This window comes from Streptomyces coacervatus (assembly GCF_029223485.1).
Taxonomy (GTDB): Bacteria; Actinomycetota; Actinomycetes; order Streptomycetales; family Streptomycetaceae; genus Streptomyces; species Streptomyces coacervatus.
Map to the genome: position 1 here is coordinate 111,368 of NZ_JARHTP010000003.1, position 16,245 is coordinate 127,612.

The window sequence follows — 16,245 nt, forward strand, 5'->3', positions numbered from 1 at the left end:
CATGTCAGCGGCCCTCCTGCCATGGCGTCCAGTCGCCGAGGTAGGCCGCACGGGTCGCCGACTCGGCCTCGCTGTCGGTGAGTTGGGGCCGGTTCTCGGGGACGGTGATCACGGCGCCGGGTCCGGTGTTGCGGTACTCGGCGAACCGCTGGCGCTGCCATGGATAGGTGTCCGACATGTTGGTGTAGGGCACGACCGCGTCGATGCCGGTGCCGAGGCGGGTGTCCCGGACGGTGAGCATCGGGCGGGCGGTGGGGTCGGAGCCAGGCACCCAGGGGCGGGCCAACTTGTAGTAGGCGTCCGGGGCTTCGCTGCTGACCCGGCTCCGCGTCACCAGGTAGCCGCGCGGGTTGGCGACCGCCGTCGAGGGTGCGAAGACGAAACCGTAGGGGGCTGCCGCCAGGTCGGTGCGGTTCAGCGTCCGGAAGTGGCAGTCCTCGTACACCGCGGTCGCCCGGCCGAAGACGAAGTCGACGTCGCCCTCGACGTAGCAGTGCGCGTAGTAGTGGCGGGCGAAGGCGCCGAGCGCCATGGAGTCGGAGTACAGGGTGTCCTGGTGGCCGAGGAACCGGCAGTGGTGGAAGGCCGACCGGTCGCCCTGCACCTTGACGGCCACCGCCTGTGTCCCCGTGATGTCCGGGTGGTCGGCGCGCAGCCAGTCGTTGGCGAAGGTGATCCAGCGGGCCGTGAAGCCGTCGGCCTGCACGGTCGTGGTGGCGGACCCGGTGGTGCCGTAGGTGCCGCCGCCGGGCTTGGGGGTGCCGGCCGCGTTGTCGTACACGATCACGACGTCACGCGGATCCTCCGAGGCGCCGATCCAGGTCGCCTCCGTGCGGGTGACGTCGAGGGCGACCGTCTCACGGTAGACGCCGGGTGCGAGGACCAGTGTCCGGCCGCTGCCGCTCGCGGCGGTCACCGCTGCCTGGACGGTGCTGAAGTCGCCGCGGCCCTGCTGGTCGACGTACAGGGTCAGGGGCGTGAGACGGCGGTCGGGGGAACCGTACCGGCCGAACGGGCACTCCCCCGCGTGGGCCCGCGCGGGTGACGACGCGAGGCCGAGCGCGGCGGCCGCCCCGGTACTCGCGAGGAGGAAACCCCGTCTGGAGAGCGGGAGTCGGAGATGAGGCGAGGGCATACGGGTGCTCCTTCGCAGTGCGGCTCGGGAAAGGGGGCCGGGGCGCCGGGCGCCCCGGCCAGGGGCGTCAGCCCAGGCGGCCGACGCCCGCACAGTGGTCGACGATCCCGGGGATCGCCTCGGCCGGGTCGACCTTCGTACGCAGCGTCGGTGTCCATCCGGCACCGGACCGGAGGACCTCGCCCGGCACCTCGGCGTTGTGGACGGCGATCAGGTCGGTGAGCTCACCGTTGACGTAGTTGTCGTCGGCGGTGAGCGGCGAGTCCTTCCACTTCTTCAGGATCAGCCCGGCGCCGACCCCGTCCGGCAGGGTGAACGCGTTGTGCTCGGCGACGAGTTGGGACTCCATGCCGATGCCGTAGCTGTAGCCGTAGCCGTCCTTGGCCACGAAGTGGTTGTTGTACGAGTCGACCTGCCCGAAGCGGACGCGCGGTGCGCGCTCGACGAGGTTCGAGAACAGGTTGTGATGGAAGGTGACCTTCAGATGCCCGCGGTCCACGGCGGCCGTCGAGGCGCTGTCGCTGTTGCCGATGAGGATCGTCTTGTCGTGGTTCTCGAAGACGTTCCAGGAGGCGGTGACGTAGTCGGCGCCCTTGACGATGTCGACCTCGCCGTCGTGCTGCTCGAAGATCCGCCCGTAGTAGTAGGGCAGCGAACTGTCCGGATGATCACCGTCGGTGAATGTGTTGTGGTCCATCCACACATGCGTGGATCCGTAGATCACCGCGGTGTCGTACTCGGAGTTCCAGTTGCCGTCGGCGGTGTCGGTCGGGTCCCACTGCGGGAAGCAGTCGAGCGGGCTCTCGAAGGCCAGGTTGCGGACGATGACATTGTCGACGCCCTTGATCTGCAGGCTGGCGCCCTTGAACCCGGCGTCCTTGCCGATGCCGACGATCGTGGTGTTGGCCGGGATCTTGGCCTCGACATAGGCGGTCTGGTTGGCCTCGGAGGCGCGGCGCAGGCCCTCGGGGCTGTCGTCGGGCTCGCCGTCCAGGTTCTTGTCACGCCCCCAGACCGCGGGGTCGTACGTCTTCAGATAGGTGTCGAAGTCGTACCCCGGCGCCGCGAAGGAGGCGCAGCTCGGCCCGTCGGCGTCGATCGTCCCCTCGACTCTGATGATCTTCGGCGCGCTGCCGCCGTCGGCGAGGGCGGCCTTGAAGCCGGCCCAGTCGGTGACGGTGTGGACGTGCGCGGCGTCGGCGGCCGCGCCGCCTGTGGTGCCGGTGCCGTAGGAGCCCCAGCCGTCGTTCGCGCCGAGCACCTGCCGGTCGAGATCCCGGGCCTGGGCATGGGCGGAGGCGGTCCCCGTCACGCCGAGCACGAGGGCGGTGCACCCCACGAGCGACGCTATGACGCGTCCATGACATTTCTGTGTACGCACTGTGCGGCTCTCCTTGGTTACGCGACCGGGGCGCTGCTCGCCTCGGGCCAGGTGATCCAGGACGTCGGAATCTCGTCGTCCAGCCGGATGACGTCCCGCGGCGCAAGCACCCGAGTGCGCAGCAACTCCCGCGCCACGAGCCGCGCCACGGCGATAGCGCCCGGCGGATTGAAGTGCGTGTTGTCCTGCTCGGTGGCGGTCCAGTTGAAGTACTTCTTCGTCTCCTCGACGCCGAGCTCCTGCCACAGCGCAAGCGACAGCGCCTCGATGTCGAGCAGCGCCACCCGCTCCTGCGCGGCGAGCGCACGCATCGCCGCCGGATACTCGCCGTGGGTCGGCACGGCGTTCCCGTCCGCATCGAAGCGACGCCGCTCGACGGGCGTCGCGAGCACGGGCCGGGCACCGTGCGCACGCGCGCCCTCGATGTACTGCCGCAGATAGTCCTGGTACGTCGTCCAGGGCTCGGTGTAACGGGTGGGGTCGTCCTTCTTCTCGTCATTGTGCGCGAACTGAACGAGCAGGAAGTCCCCCGGCCGAATCACCGAGAGGATCGCATCGAGCCGACCTTCATCGACGAAGCTCTTCGAACTGCGCCCGTTCACGGCGTGATTGGCGACAGGTAGGTCTTTCCGGAGGAAGAACGGAAGCGCCATTCCCCACCCGGTCTCGGGCGCGGCGTCGGCGTATTTCTGGGCGGCGGTGGAATCACCGGCGATGTAGAGGGTGCGACGGCACTGCGCGGCTTGCGCAGTACCGATGCCCGCAAGGGCAAGAGGAACGGCGGCAACAGCCGCCAGGCTGACCTGTCTGCGAGTAAGGGACACACCGGTGCCTTTCAAACAGGGGGTACGGGGAGGTTTTTAGGGGCGCGGGACCGTATCGATTTGCGGCTCCGCCGCGTGGGCGCGACCAGCCACAACGGACCCGCAGTCCCCCACCAACCGCATCCACCCGATCTCAGTGGTTCTTCTTCCAGTCCGCCTGCGCCTTGTTCAACTGATCGGCCAACGTGTCCAGAAACTGCTTCCCGCTCATCTTTCCGAGCAGGACTTTCTGGAAATTCGGCTCATTGTCGGCCTTGGAGATCGTGTTCCAGTCCGGCAGGTAGTACGGCAACTGCACCACCTTGGTCCCAGCCCCGTTCAACGCGGCAGCAGCCAGCTTCGTCGGCTCGGCCTTCTGGATCCACGCGTCCTGCGCAGCCTCCGTGTTCGCGGGGATCTGCCCCGCAGACTCGTTGAACTTGGAGTTCTCCTCGTGCGAGACGGCGAACTCGACGAACTTCCACGCGGCCGCCTTGTTCTTGCTGGACTTGAAGACACTCAGCCCGTCGACCGGGTTGGAGATCTGTACACGCGTGCCGTCGTCCTGTGTCGGGTTGGGCAGCCCCCGGAACTTGTCCGCGCCCAGCGCCTTCAGATGGTCCTGGTACGAACCGAGGTTGTGGCTCAGCATTCCGATGGTGCCGCTGTCCCACTGGGCGACCATTTTGGTGAAGTCGTTGTTGACGTCGGCGGACGGGGTGTCCTTCTTGTAGAGCGCGACGTACTTCTCCAACGCGGCCACGTTCTTGGGGTCGTTGACCGTGGTCTTGTCGCCGTTCCAGAACGAGGTGATACCGCTCTGGCTGTACGACGCGTCGAGCGCCGGTGCAATCGACCCCTCTCCACCGCGGATGGTGAAGCCGAACTCGTTCTTGCTCTTGTTCGTGAGCTTGTCGGCGGCCGCATAGAACTTCGACCAGGTGGTCGGCGCGTCCAGACCGGCCTTCTTGAACAGATCCGTGCGGTACCACAACGTGCCGTTGTTCGACGACGTCGGGATCTGGTACAGCTTGTCGCCGCCGCCCGCGGCCTTGCTGCTGTCCAGCAGGTTCTGGCTCAGCTTGCCGTTCAGCGAGCTCTTCGCAAGGCGGCTGTCCAGGGGCTCCAGCGCGCCCTGGACCGCGACCTCGGCGAGCATCGCGGTGCCCACGCCGCCGACGTCCGGCAGTCCGCCGCCCTGGATGGCGGTGTCGTACTTGGACTGGGCGCTCGCGGCGGGAATGCCGACATAGTTGACCTTGATGTCCGGGTTCTTCTTCTCGAAGTCGGCGATGATCTCCTTCCAGATGTCGGTCCGGACACCGCCGTTGTTGTCCCAGAAGGTGATCTCGCCCTTGCCGGAGCCCTCGTTGCCCTTGTCCCCCGCACTGCCGCTGCCGTCGTCGCCGCAGGCGGTGGCGGTCAGCGCGAGCACGGAGCCCAGGGCGACGGCGACGGCCGCGCGCCTGCTTCTGCGGATGCTGCTCTTCATTGGTCGGCTCTTTCTTCTGGATCCAACGGAGAAATGAAGTTGTGGGGGGTCAGCGACCCATGCGCGGCTGCGGACCGGCGAAGCGCTTCACCAGCGCCGGCACGGCGGCGGCCGGGTCCAGCCGGTAGTCGTAGAAGTCCCGCGGGTCGAAGGCGGTGCCCCACTCGTCCGTCCGCCCGGTCGTGTTCCGCAGGATCGACCCGCGCTGCACCAACTCCGCGGTGGCGTCGGCCTGATAGGGGTGCTGGACACCGTCGTAGTAACTGTTCTCGATGACCATCTTGGTGTGGCCCCGCGACCAGTTCCCGTACGTCCACACCGGGTCGCCGTCGGCCACCTGCGCCGACAGGTAGTTGTTGTAGAGGTGGGCGTACGCGCAGTTGTCAGCGGACGGGTTGCGCTGCTTCGTACCGGTGAACCAGTTGTGGTCGATGGTGACCTGAGTGATCACATTGGGCGTCCAGCCGATCCCGAACGCCTTGTTGTGGTTGCTGAACACGTTGTACGAGACGGTGATGTACTGGCTGTCCTTGCGCAGGTCGATCAGTCCGTCGCCCATGTGCGTCAGGCGGTTGTGGTCGATCCAGACGTGGTCGACGGTGTCCATCTGGATGGCGTCGAAGTCCTGCGTCTTGCCGTCCCAGTCGCCCTCGACGTACGAGTCCCGGATGGTCAGATTGCGGATGATCACGTTGTGGGTGCCCGGGTTGAGGTGCAGCTCCCCGTGCACGATCTCGCCCGTGTCGCCGACGCCGATGATCGTCTTGTTGGAGCCGACGATGATGTTCGAGCCGAAGGGCTCGACGGCGATCGATCCCGAGACCCGGATGATGTACGGCTCCTCGGCCGCCGCGTACTTGGCCAGCGAGGCCTGGTCGGTGACCGTCACGACCTTGCCGCCCGCGCCGCCGGTGGTGCCCCCGGCGAGGGAGGCGAAGCCGTGCGGCACGTCGCTGAAGCGGTCGGCGTTCATGGAGGTCGGAGTGCTCACCGGAGTCGCGGCCTTGGCCTGCCCGATCGCCCCGAGACTCAACGCGGCCACTAAGCCGAGCACGGCGGCCAGGACCTTGCCGGGCCCCGGTCTCGGTCCCGGCCTCGATCCTGGTAAGCGCTTGCTATCAAGGTGCTGCGTCATTGCGGCTCCCAACAGGCATACGGGTGCGGTGGGTTACTCAGCTGCGATGGGTGACAAGGAGTCGATCCTGAAGTGCATGAAGGTTGCCGCGCCGGCGTGACCCGAGCCGACGGGCGCGAGGGCGAACAGTCCGAGCAGGGCACCCACCCAGCGCCAGGGGGTGGCGGCGAAGACAGGACCAGACAGCTGCGGGCCCTCTCCGATGTCGTGGAAGAACCGGCAGCGCGCCCCGGCCCCGATCTCGATCCGCAGCCGTACGCGCCCCTCCGGCGCCACGCGCGGGTGGTCGGCGTCCCGCTCCCGCTCGGCGACCCCCTCGGCGAACCGGTGCACGAGATGCACCGTCCCGTCGGCCCCCCGCTGCAGGCCGATCCAGCTGAATGCGTCCCCGAGGACGGCGAGCCCGGCCCGCGCCCCCGGCTCCTCGCTGTGCAGCTTCAGCTCCACCTCGACCGCCGACGGTGTGCCGGGCAGCCGCTGGGTGAGGATGCTCGGGAGTTTGCGCAGGTCGTGGGCGTCGGCCGAGCGGACGCAGGTCAGGCGGAGGCCGTCGCCGGAGTGGTGGGTGGCCCAGCCGTCCTGCTGATTGGCGGTCCATGACCACTGGCGGCCGAAGCGGCCGCCGGGGAAGTCGTCGTCGGTGGCGGGCGCGGCGGGCGGCCCCGGCGGCAGGTCGGGACGCCGGTGTACGGCGACGGGGGCGCCGTCGTCACCGAGCACCGGCCAGCCGTCCGTGCTCCAGCGCATCGGCTGGAGGTGCACGACCCTGCCGTACGCGCCCCGCTGCTGGAAGTGCAGGAACCAGTCCTCGCCGGACGGGGTGCGCACCCAGCCGCCCTGGTGCGGCCCGTTGACGTCGGTGTCCTGCTGCTCGAGGACGATCTTCTCCTCGTACGGCCCGAAGAAGCCGCGCGAGCGGAGGGCGCCCTGCCAGCCGGTCTCCACTCCCCCGGCGGGGGCCAGGATCCAGAACCAGCCGTCGTGCCGGTAGAGCTTGGGGCCTTCGAGGGTGAACCAGCCGGGGATGCGGTCCCCGTCGACGATCAGCTTGCCCTCGTCGAGGAGTTCGGTTCCGTGGGGGTGCATACGGTGGCCGGTGAGGCGGTTCTTGACGCCGGAGCGGGACTTGGCCCAGGCGTGCACGAGGTAGGCGTCGCCGGTCTCCTCGTCCCACAGGGGGCAGGGGTCGATGAGTCCCTTGCCGGCCTTCACCAGGTGCGGGCGGGTCCAAGGGCCGCGTATCTCAGGGGAGTTGATCTGGAAGATGCCCTGGTCGGGGTCGCCCCAGAAGATCCAGAAGCGGTCGTCGTGGTGGCGGATCGAGGGTGCCCAGATTCCGCAGTCGTGGCGCGGGGTCCTGAACTCGGCGGCGGGTTCGAGGCGTTGCAGGGCGTGGCCGACCAGCGTCCAGTTGACCAGGTCGCGGGAGTGCAGCAGGGGCAGGCCGGGGGCGCGGCCGAAGCTGGAGGCGGTGAGGTAGAAGTCGTCGCCGACGCGGACGACGTCCGGGTCCGACCAGTCCGCGTTGAGGATCGGGTTGGTGTAGAGGTCGGAGATCGGGGCGGCACACACGTCGGGGATCGGGGCGGCACACACGTCGGGAGTCGGGGATATATGGCCGTCGGGGGTCGGCCGTATAGGGCCGTCGGTGACCGGCCGTGCAGGGCCGCCGGACACCGGCCGTGCAGGGCCGTCAGAGACCGGCCGTGCAGGCCCGCCGGACACCGGACGTGCAGACCCGTCGGGAATCGGGGTGGTACGGCCGTCGTTCCTCACTGGCTCACCGCCTTCCGGACCAGCGCCGCCGCCTCGTTCCGGCTCAGCCGGCCGTCGGCGACGACGGTGACGACGCGCCGTACGACCGTCTCGCCGGGCGGAATCGGGAGCCGGTCCGTGTGCGCCAACGACGAGCCCACGCCCGGGTATTCGGCGGTGCGCACGAACCACGGGTCCCGACGGGTCGCGTCCGTGGCGCCGGCGAAGACCAGCGTCCAGGTGGTGCCGGCGAGGGCCAGCCAGTCGGCGCGGGTGCCGTGCACCTCCGGTTCGCCCTCGCGGTCGGCGGTGAAGACGTGCGGGGTGTCGTGCTCCTTGCGGGCGCGCCAGAAGAAGCCGCCGTAGGCCGCGCCGGGGCGTCCGTTGGTGGCCGGGCTGCCGATCGACAGCGGGCCGGCGGTGACATTGGTGAGCGAGAACGTGAAGTCCAACGCCCAGGCGGTGTCGGTGAGTTCGGTGGCGGCGACGGTGCGGCGCTCGCGCAGCAGTTCGCCGCCGGACGCCACCCAGCGCAGCTCCTCCACGAAGCCGTCGGGGTCACGGAGCTGGAAGGAGGTGTGGCGCTGGGCGCCGTGGTTGTCCAGCTCGGTCGGCCCCTGGTCACGGACATACGTCCGTCCGCCCCAGAAGTTGTGCCCCTCGACGTCGGGAACGGCGACACCGACGCCGAGGTGGTGGATGTGGTCGGCGGGGCTGAGCTCGGTGACCGCCGTGCCTGCCAGGGTGGTGACGGGGTGCAGATAGGGGCGTGGCGAGAGCCGGGGCGGCAGTTCGGGCCGGGTGACATAGCGGCCGACCGGGCGGCCCGCGACGCGCAGGACGGGCGAGTCGTTGGTCGTCATCAGGTGCTCACCTCTTTCGGTAGGGCCCAGGTGGCGCCGAGTTCGGAGTAGAGGGAGAGGCTGTCGGCGGCGGCCGCGACGAGTCCGTCGATGCCGGGCACGACCCTGCGGCCCTCGTCGGGGATCAGGTGCCAGGCCCCGGCCGGCAGCGGGGCCGGGTCGGGGGCCTGTCGAATCGCTTCAACGACCTTCATGAAGGCGCCCGTTGCGTCCGGGGTGACCAGAAGGTCGGCGCCGTCGGTGAGGTGGTCGACCAGGTTCTCCAGCAGGTCGGTGCGGCCGTACTCGTACTCCTCGGGGCCGTGGTCGGCACGCTGGAGCAGGACCCGGTCCTGCTTGTACCAGAAGGTGATCCGGCCGCGGGTGCCGTGCACGACGACGTACGGGTCGTCGGGGTCCTCTGCGCACAGGGTCGCGGCGACGGTGATCCGGCGGTCCTGTGCGGTGGTGACGCGGACGCAGGAAGTGTCGTCGGACTCGATGTCGTTGGCGCGCAGCAGCTCCAGCTCGATGCCGGTGACGTCCTCGGCGCGCGTGGAGCCGTTCAGCGCGAGGGCGGTGGCGACGGCGTGCGCGAGCGGGTTGGTCAGCACGCCGTCGATCACGTCGACGCCGTTCAGGCGCCGCTTTCCGGCCCAGGGCGCACGCCGGTAGTACGACTCCGGCCGGGCCCAGGCGCCCGCCCCGCCGATGCCGACGACCTCGCCGATCGCACCCTCGGCGACCATCTCGCGGATCGCTGGCACGGCGTGCGAGCCCAGCGACTGGAAGCCGATCTGGCAGACCACACCCGCCTCGGCGACCCCGTCGGCCATCCGCCGGAACTCGGCGTACGAGGGCGCGGGCGGCTTCTCCAGGAGCAGGTGAACGCCCTTGCTCGCGGCCGTCAGCGCCAGGTCGGTGTGGGTCGGGATCGGCGTGCAGATCACCGCGATCCCGGCGCCGGTGGAGTCGAGGAGCGCGCCGAAGTCGGCGGACTGCTCGGGCGTGCCGAGGCCCTCCGGGATCTCGTCCCCCGCCAGCGCGGTCAGCTCGCAGATGCCTGCCAGCCGTACGATCCCCTTGTCCTGGAGGCGGCGGATGTTGTCCAGGTGCCAGCGGCCGTGGCCGCGCGCACCCGCCAGGACGATGTCTGTGCTCATGGGATCCTCCCTGCGCCCGCGCCGCGCGCCACCTCTCGGTCGGCCGCCTCGGCGCTGTCGATCTTTGTGTGCAGGGTAGGCGTCCAGCCGACGTCGGCCGTGAGGTCGCGCTCGCTGCCCGAGTTGTAGGCGTTGTAGACGGCGAGCAGGTCGACGGGCCAGCCGTTGAAGAGGGTGCCGGTCTGGTGCAGGGCGGTGCCGTTCCAGCTCTTCACGAGGTCGGCGGCCTCGACATGGCCGGGTGTGTGGAAGGCGTTGTTCTCGGCGTAGATGGCGGACTCGGTGGAGACGCCGAGCGAGTAGCGGTATTCGGCGCCCTCAGGGACGACGTACCGGTTGTCGTAGACATGCACCTGCCCGAAGCGGACGCGGGGCGCGCGCTGGACGACCGACTCGAACTGGTTGTGGTGCAGGGTGACCCGCAGCTTGCCGCGGTCGCCCGTCGCCGAGTCGCTGTTGCCGATGAGCATCGCCTTGTCGTGGTCGGCGAATCGGCTCCAGGAGACGGTGACCAGGTCGGAGCCGTTGGTGATGTCCAGCAGGCCGTCGTGGCGCAGGTAGTTGCGGGCGAAGTAGGTGGGTTCCTTGGCGTCCGGGTGGCCCTTGTCGGACGCCGTGATGTGGTCGATCCACACATGCGTGGCGCCGGTCAGCCAGATGTTGTCGTACGTCGTCTTCCAGTCGCCGAGGCCGCCGGTGTTGGGCTGCCAGACGGGGAAGCAGTCGTAGGCGTCGCGCAGGTCGAGGTTGCGGATGATGACGTTGTTGGCGTTCTTGACCTGGAGGTTTGCGCCCTTGAGGACGGCGGAGGAACCGAGGCCGACGATGGTGGTGTTGGAGCCGACGGGCAGGGTGACCCACTCCGCCTGCTTGGCCGCCGAGGCCTGGCGGGCGTCCTCCTGCGCGCCGCTGGGCCTGGCCGAACCCCAGGTGCGGGGATCGTAGGCGGCCAGGTACTTCTTCACGCTGTACCCGTCGGTGGCGTAGTCGGCGCAGTCCAGGTGGTGGCCCTCGTCGTCGGTGTTGGCGTCGATGGTCCCGGCGATCTTGATGATCTTCGGGGTGTCGCTGCCGCCGTCGAGGGCGCGGACGAGGCCGGCGCGGTCGGTGACGGTGTGGACATGGGCGTCGTCGGCGGCCGATCCGCCGGTGGTGCCGGTGCCGTAGGCGGCCCAGCCGTCGTCGACGGGGAGGGTGTCGCGGCTGATGTCTCGGGCGTTGTCGGCGTGCGCAGGGACGCCCAGTGTCCCCAACACAGCTGCTGCGACGGCGATCTGACGGAGTCTCATCCCTTCACCGCCCCCGCGCTGAAGCCGGTGATCAGCCACTTCTGGATGAAGGCGAACACGATCACGACGGGTACGGCCGCGATGATGCCGCCCGCGGCGAGCGCGCCGAGGTCGACGCTGTCCGCGCTCATCAGCGTGTTGAGGCCGACCGGGATGGTCTGCTTGCTCTGGTCGCTGAGGAACATCAGGGCGAACAGGAAGTGGTTCCAGGCGTGCACGAAGGCGAAGGAGCCGACGGCGATCAGCCCGGGCCGCAGCAGCGGGAGTACGACGATGCGGAAGGCGGTGAACCGGTTGCAGCCGTCGACCCAGGCGGCCTCTTCGAGCGAGTACGGCACGTTCCGGATGAAGCCGCTGATCAGGATCATCGACAGCGGCAGCTGGAAGACGGTCTCGGCGATGACGACACTGGCCAGCGAGTTGATCATCCGCAGGTTGGCGAAGATCTCGAACAGCGGCACCAGGAGCAGCGCGCCCGGCACGAACTGCGTGCAGAGCAGGGCCAGCATGAAGGCCTTCTTGATCCGGAAGTCGAACCGGGCGAGGGCGTAACCGCCGGCCAGCGCTACCACGGTCGTCATCACCAGGGTCGCGACGCCGACGAGCACGCTGTTGTGGAAGTAGGTGCCGAAGGCCCGCTCGTTCCAGACCTTCTCGAAGTGGTCGAACGTCATCGGCCAGGGCACGAGGGAGGTCGAGCCGGCCGGGCGCAGAGCAAAGAGAAGGATCCAGTAGAAGGGGATGAGCGTGAAGAGCAGGTAGAGGGAGAGCGGGAGGTAGATGTGCCGGCGGGGGACCTCGTCCCAGGCGCGGCGCTTCTTCCGCGGCCGGGCGGGCTCGGACGCCGCGCGCTCCGGCGCGGGGGCGATCTCGGTGATCACTTCTCCTCACCTCCGAACTTGCTCAGCCGCAGATAGACCATCGAGCAGAAGAGCAGAATCACGAACGCCACCGTGGTCAGGGCCGATGCGTAGCCGAAGTTGTGCGCGTCCACGCTGGTGTTGGCGATGTACAGCGGGAGCGTGGTCGTCTCCCCGGCCGGTCCGCCGCCGGTGAGGGTGTAGAGCAGGTCGACGTTGTTGAACTCCCACACCGCGCGCAGCAGCGTCGACAGCACGATCGCGTCCTTCAGGTGCGGGAGCGTGATGTGCCAGAACTGCTTGAGGCGGCTCGCCCCGTCGACCTCGGCGGCCTCGTACAGGTCCTTCGAGACGGACTGCAGGTCGGCGAGGATGAGGATCGCGAAGAAGGGGACGCCTCGCCAGAGATCGGCAACTATGGCTGCCGGGAAGACAGTTGAAGTGTCCGAGAGCCAGCTCGTGCCGTAGGAGCCGATGCCCAGGTCGGCCAGGTAACGGGTGATGCCCGTCTGGGAGTTGTAGAGCAGCACCCAGATCGCGGACGTCAGCACACCGGACACGGCCCATGGGGAGAAGACCAGCGCACGGCCCACCGCGCGGCCCACGAAGGTCTGGTTGACGATGAGGGCGAGCGCCAGACCGAACAGCAGCTGCAGACCCACCTCGACGACGACCCACTTGGCGCTGAAGGTCAGCGTGTCCCAGAACTGGGTGTCCTTGGTGAAGATCTGGACGAAGTTGTCGAAGCCCGCGTAGCCGTTCCGCCATGGCTTGGTGGGGTTGAAGTTCTGCAGGCTGTAGTAGAAGACGCTGATCACCGGGTAGGCGATGAAGCCCAGCATGAGCAGGGCCGCCGGGGCGATCAGCAGGTACGGCAGCCTGCGCGGCGTGGCGGAGGCACGGCGCCGCCGGGGTGGCGCGGGCGGTTTCGCCACGGCTGCGGCTTGGGCCATGACTGTTCTCCGTTCGGTGCAGTTCGATGCAGGAAGCGCTTGCTTGACGGGCATGAGAAAGGCACTCAACCGGCGTACGGGTCAGGCACCTTCCCCGGACGGGCCAGGAACTCGAAGTCGCAGCCGGTGTCGGCCTGGGTGATCTGTTCGTTGTAGAGCGCGCCGTAGCCGCGCTCGTAACGGGTGGGCGGGGGCGTCCACTCCGCCCTGCGCCGCCCCAACTCCTCGTCGTCCACGTGGAGATGGAGGGTGCGTGCCTCGACGTCGAGGGTGATGAGGTCCCCGGAGCGGACGAGGGCCAGCGGTCCGCCGATGTACGACTCGGGCGCCACGTGCAGTACGCAGGCGCCGTAACTCGTGCCGCTCATCCGGGCGTCGGAGATCCGCACCATGTCCCGCACGCCCTGCTTGAGCAGATGGTCCGGGATCGGCAGCATCCCGTACTCGGGCATGCCCGGGCCGCCCTTGGGGCCGGCGTTGCGCAGCACCAGCACGCTGTCGGCGGTGATGTTCAACTCCGGGTCGTTGATGGTGCGTTGCATGGTCCGGTAGTCGTCGAAGACGACGGCGGGACCGGTGTGTTCGAGCAGGTGCTGCTCGGCGGCGATGTGCTTGATGACGGCGCCGTCCGGGCAGAGGTTGCCGCGCAGGACGGCGACGCCGCCCTCGCTCGCGACCGGGTTGTCGCGGGGCCGGATGACGTCGTCGTTGTGGACCTGGGCGCCGTCGAGCTGTTCCCGGAGGGTGTCGTACGAGACCGTCGGCCGGTCCAGGTGGAGCAGGTCCGGGATGCGGGAGAGAAACCCGGGCAGGCCGCCGGCGAAGTGGAAGTCCTCCATGAGGTACGTCTGTCCGCCGGGCCGGACGTCGGCCAGCACCGGCACTGTGCGCGCGATGCGGTCGAAGTCGTCGAGGGTGAGCCGGACACCTGCCCGACCCGCCATGGCGATCAGATGGATGACGGCGTTGGTGGAGCCGCCGAGGCCGAGGACCGTGGTGACGGCGTCCTCGAAGGCGTCGGCGGTCAGGATGTCCGTCAACTTCCGATCCCTGTAGACCAGTTCGACGATGCGCAGGCCCGCCGCGGCGGCCATCCGGTCGTGCCCGGAGTCGACGGCCGGGATGCTGGAGGCGCCCGGTACGGTCACGCCGAGCGCCTCGGCGGCGGCGGTGAGCGTGGACGCCGTACCCATCGTCATGCAGTGACCGGGCGAACGCGCAAGCCCGCTCTCCAGCTCCTGCAACTCGCAGTCGCCGATGAGGCCGGCGCGCTTGTCGTCCCAGTACTTCCACATGTCGGTGCCGGAGCCGAGCACCTCGTTGCGCCAGTGGCCCGGCAGCATGGGCCCGGCGGGCACGAAGACGGTCGGCAGGTCGACGCTGGCCGCGCCCATGAGCAGGGCGGGGGTGGACTTGTCGCAACCGCCCATGAGCACGGCCCCGTCGACCGGATACGACCGCAGCAGTTCCTCGGTCTCCATCGCGAGCATGTTGCGGTAGAGCATCGGGGTCGGCTTCTGGAAGGTCTCGGAGAGGGTGGAGACGGGGAACTCCAGCGGGAAGCCGCCCGCCTGCCACACCCCGCGTTTCACGGCCTGGGCACGGTCTCTGAGATGCGCATGACAGGGATTGATGTCCGACCAGGTGTTGAGGATCGCGATGACCGGCTTGCCGAGGTGCTCCTCGGGCAGATAGCCGAGCTGCCGGGTCCGGGCCCGGTGACTGAAGGACCGCAGCCCGTCCGTCCCGTACCACTGATGGCTTCTGAGCTCCTCCGGTGACTTCATATGGACCACCCGGCGGCTATGGCGGCGACCTCGGCGCGCTCGTCCTCGGGCAGCGGTTTGCTCGGCGGGCGGACGTCGCGGCGGCACAGGCCGAGGGAGGCGAGGGCCTCCTTGACGACGGTGACGTTGTTGGCGGAGCCGTTCGCCGCCCGGAGTTCCTCGAAGCGGCGGATCTGCTCCCAGACCTTCATGGCGGCCGGGTAGTCCCCGTATCGAAGCGCTTCGATCATGTTCAGCGAAACGGCCGGGGCGACGTTCACGAGCCCGGAGGTGAAGCCGGTGGCGCCCGCGGAGAAGTAGGAGGGCGCGTACGGCTCGGCGAGGCCGGCCACCCACACGAAGCGGTCGAGGCCCGCGTCCCGGGCGAAGGCGGCGAACTTGGCGGCGTCCGGGACGGCGTACTTGACGCCGATGACGTTCGGACAGGTGTCGGCGAGTTCGGCGAGGCGGGCGCCGGGCAGTTGGGTGTTGCGGATGTACGGGACGACGCCCAGCTCGGGGACGGCCTCGGCGATGGCGCGGTGGTAGTCGACCCAGCCGCCCTGGGAGACGTACGGGTGGACGGGCTGATGGACCATCACCATCTGGGCGCCGTGCTCGCGGGCGTGCCGTGCGGAGGCGACGGCGGTGGGCACGTCGTGGCCGACGCCGACGAGGACGGCGGCCCGGTCGCCGGCCTCGTCGAGGGTCAACTCGGTGACGAGCTGCCGTTCCTGGGGGGCGAGGGCGTAGAACTCGCCGGTGTTCCCGTTGGGGGTGAGGATGCCGATCCCGCCCTCGAGCAGCCGACGCAGCAGGGCCCGGTGGGCGTCCTGGTCGACGGTGCCGTCCTCGGCGAACGGGGTCACCGGGATCGCCACCACGTCGGCCAGGGCCGCCCGTTGGGTCTCGAACGTCACGCTGCTCATGCGTTGCCTTCCTGGTTCGCTGCCGGGTTCGCTGCCTGGTCCGTTGCCTGGGGGAACGCTCGCTCGACGAAGGACGCGATATGGGCGTGCAGGGCGCGGGCTGCGCCGTCGGCGTCGCCCTCCAGGGCGAGCCGCAGGATCTCCCGGTGCTCGCCGGCCTCCCGTTCCCAGGAGGGCGAGGCGGCCCAGGCCACGGCGGAGACGAGGGCGGCCTGGTCGCGGACCTCGTCGAGCATGCGGCCGAGCAGGGGGTTGCCGCAGGGCAGGTACAGGGCGCGGTGGAACTCCCGGTTTGCCAGGGACCGTTCGGCGGTGTCGGTGGCGTCGTCGGCCCTGGTGAGCGCGGTGCGCGCGGCGTCGAGGGAGGCTCCCCGCCGCACCGCCCGCCTGAGCGCCTCGGGCTCCAGCAGCAGCCGCACGTCGTACACCTCGCGCGCCATGTCCGCGTCCACCATGCGCACCGTGACGCCCTTGTACTGGCTCATCACGACGAGCCCGGTACCGGCCAGGGTCTTGAGCGCCTCCCGCACGGGCGTCTTGGACACCCCGAACTGCGCGGCGAGCTCGGTCTCGACCAGGGCCTGACCGGGCGTCAACTGCCCGGTGAGGATGCGGTGTTTGATCGCGTCCAGCACGTACTGCGTGCGGGACGGGATCGGGGTGGGCACAGAGGTCATGCGCGCCTCTCGGATCTCACGTATCGGATCTCGCGTATCGCGTCTCATATATGACGTACGAAGTA

Annotated in this window: 13 protein-coding genes and 1 pseudogene; all 14 read right to left on the minus strand. The window is 69.2% G+C overall.

Annotated features, from left to right (window positions below; genetic code table 11):
• Positions 1-4: 4 nt before the first annotated feature.
• The 14 genes and pseudogenes from P2Q00_RS08035 to P2Q00_RS08100 all read right to left on the minus strand — a co-directional run bounded on the left by P2Q00_RS08035 (position 5) and on the right by P2Q00_RS08100 (position 16,180).
• Entirely contained in the window at positions 5-1,135 is a 1,131-nt protein-coding gene (locus P2Q00_RS08035; RefSeq protein ID WP_275770940.1) for a pectinesterase family protein, read from the minus strand.
• A gap of 67 nt (positions 1,136-1,202) precedes the next feature.
• Positions 1,203-2,516: a pectate lyase family protein gene (locus P2Q00_RS08040; protein WP_425579532.1), complete on the minus strand. Its 1,314-nt coding sequence runs from the start codon at positions 2,514-2,516 to the stop codon at positions 1,203-1,205.
• 17 nt (positions 2,517-2,533) lie between these two features.
• On the minus strand, positions 2,534-3,340 hold the full coding sequence (locus tag P2Q00_RS08045) for a rhamnogalacturonan acetylesterase (RefSeq protein ID WP_275770943.1): 807 nt from the start codon (positions 3,338-3,340) through the stop codon (positions 2,534-2,536).
• A 133-nt stretch (positions 3,341-3,473) separates the two neighbouring features.
• On the minus strand, positions 3,474-4,811 hold the full coding sequence (locus P2Q00_RS08050; RefSeq protein ID WP_275770944.1) for an ABC transporter substrate-binding protein: 1,338 nt from the start codon (positions 4,809-4,811) through the stop codon (positions 3,474-3,476).
• A 55-nt stretch (positions 4,812-4,866) separates the two neighbouring features.
• Positions 4,867-5,946, minus strand: a pseudogene (locus tag P2Q00_RS08055) (pectate lyase family protein); the annotation flags it as partial.
• Between the two features lie 33 nt (positions 5,947-5,979).
• Entirely contained in the window at positions 5,980-7,518 is a 1,539-nt protein-coding gene (locus P2Q00_RS08060) for a glycoside hydrolase family 43 protein (protein ID WP_275771848.1), read from the minus strand.
• A 200-nt stretch (positions 7,519-7,718) separates the two neighbouring features.
• Entirely contained in the window at positions 7,719-8,564 is an 846-nt protein-coding gene (locus P2Q00_RS08065) for a DUF6807 domain-containing protein (RefSeq protein WP_275770945.1), read from the minus strand.
• On the minus strand, positions 8,564-9,706 hold the full coding sequence (locus P2Q00_RS08070) for a Gfo/Idh/MocA family protein (RefSeq protein ID WP_275770946.1): 1,143 nt from the start codon (positions 9,704-9,706) through the stop codon (positions 8,564-8,566). The genes P2Q00_RS08065 and P2Q00_RS08070 overlap by 1 nt, the downstream gene beginning before the upstream one ends.
• Positions 9,703-10,995 (minus strand): pectate lyase family protein, encoded by a 1,293-nt coding sequence (locus P2Q00_RS08075; RefSeq protein ID WP_275770947.1) that lies wholly within the window; start codon positions 10,993-10,995, stop codon positions 9,703-9,705. Before P2Q00_RS08075 ends, P2Q00_RS08070 begins: the two co-directional genes overlap by 4 nt.
• Positions 10,992-11,876 carry a carbohydrate ABC transporter permease gene (locus tag P2Q00_RS08080; protein WP_275770949.1) on the minus strand — a complete coding sequence of 295 codons (885 nt, stop codon included), beginning with the start codon at positions 11,874-11,876 and terminating at the stop codon, positions 10,992-10,994. The genes P2Q00_RS08075 and P2Q00_RS08080 overlap by 4 nt, the downstream gene beginning before the upstream one ends.
• Positions 11,873-12,808: a carbohydrate ABC transporter permease gene (locus tag P2Q00_RS08085; RefSeq protein ID WP_275770951.1), complete on the minus strand. Its 936-nt coding sequence runs from the start codon at positions 12,806-12,808 to the stop codon at positions 11,873-11,875. The genes P2Q00_RS08080 and P2Q00_RS08085 overlap by 4 nt, the downstream gene beginning before the upstream one ends.
• Positions 12,809-12,873: 65 nt before the next feature.
• Positions 12,874-14,595 carry an L-arabinonate dehydratase gene (gene araD / locus P2Q00_RS08090; RefSeq protein WP_275770953.1) on the minus strand — a complete coding sequence of 574 codons (1,722 nt, stop codon included), beginning with the start codon at positions 14,593-14,595 and terminating at the stop codon, positions 12,874-12,876.
• Positions 14,592-15,503 (minus strand): dihydrodipicolinate synthase family protein, encoded by a 912-nt coding sequence (locus tag P2Q00_RS08095; RefSeq protein WP_275770956.1) that lies wholly within the window; start codon positions 15,501-15,503, stop codon positions 14,592-14,594. Before P2Q00_RS08095 ends, araD begins: the two co-directional genes overlap by 4 nt.
• Positions 15,500-16,180, minus strand: coding sequence for a GntR family transcriptional regulator (locus P2Q00_RS08100; RefSeq protein WP_275770958.1), 681 nt, complete (start codon positions 16,178-16,180; stop codon positions 15,500-15,502). Before P2Q00_RS08100 ends, P2Q00_RS08095 begins: the two co-directional genes overlap by 4 nt.
• Positions 16,181-16,245 lie beyond the last annotated feature (65 nt).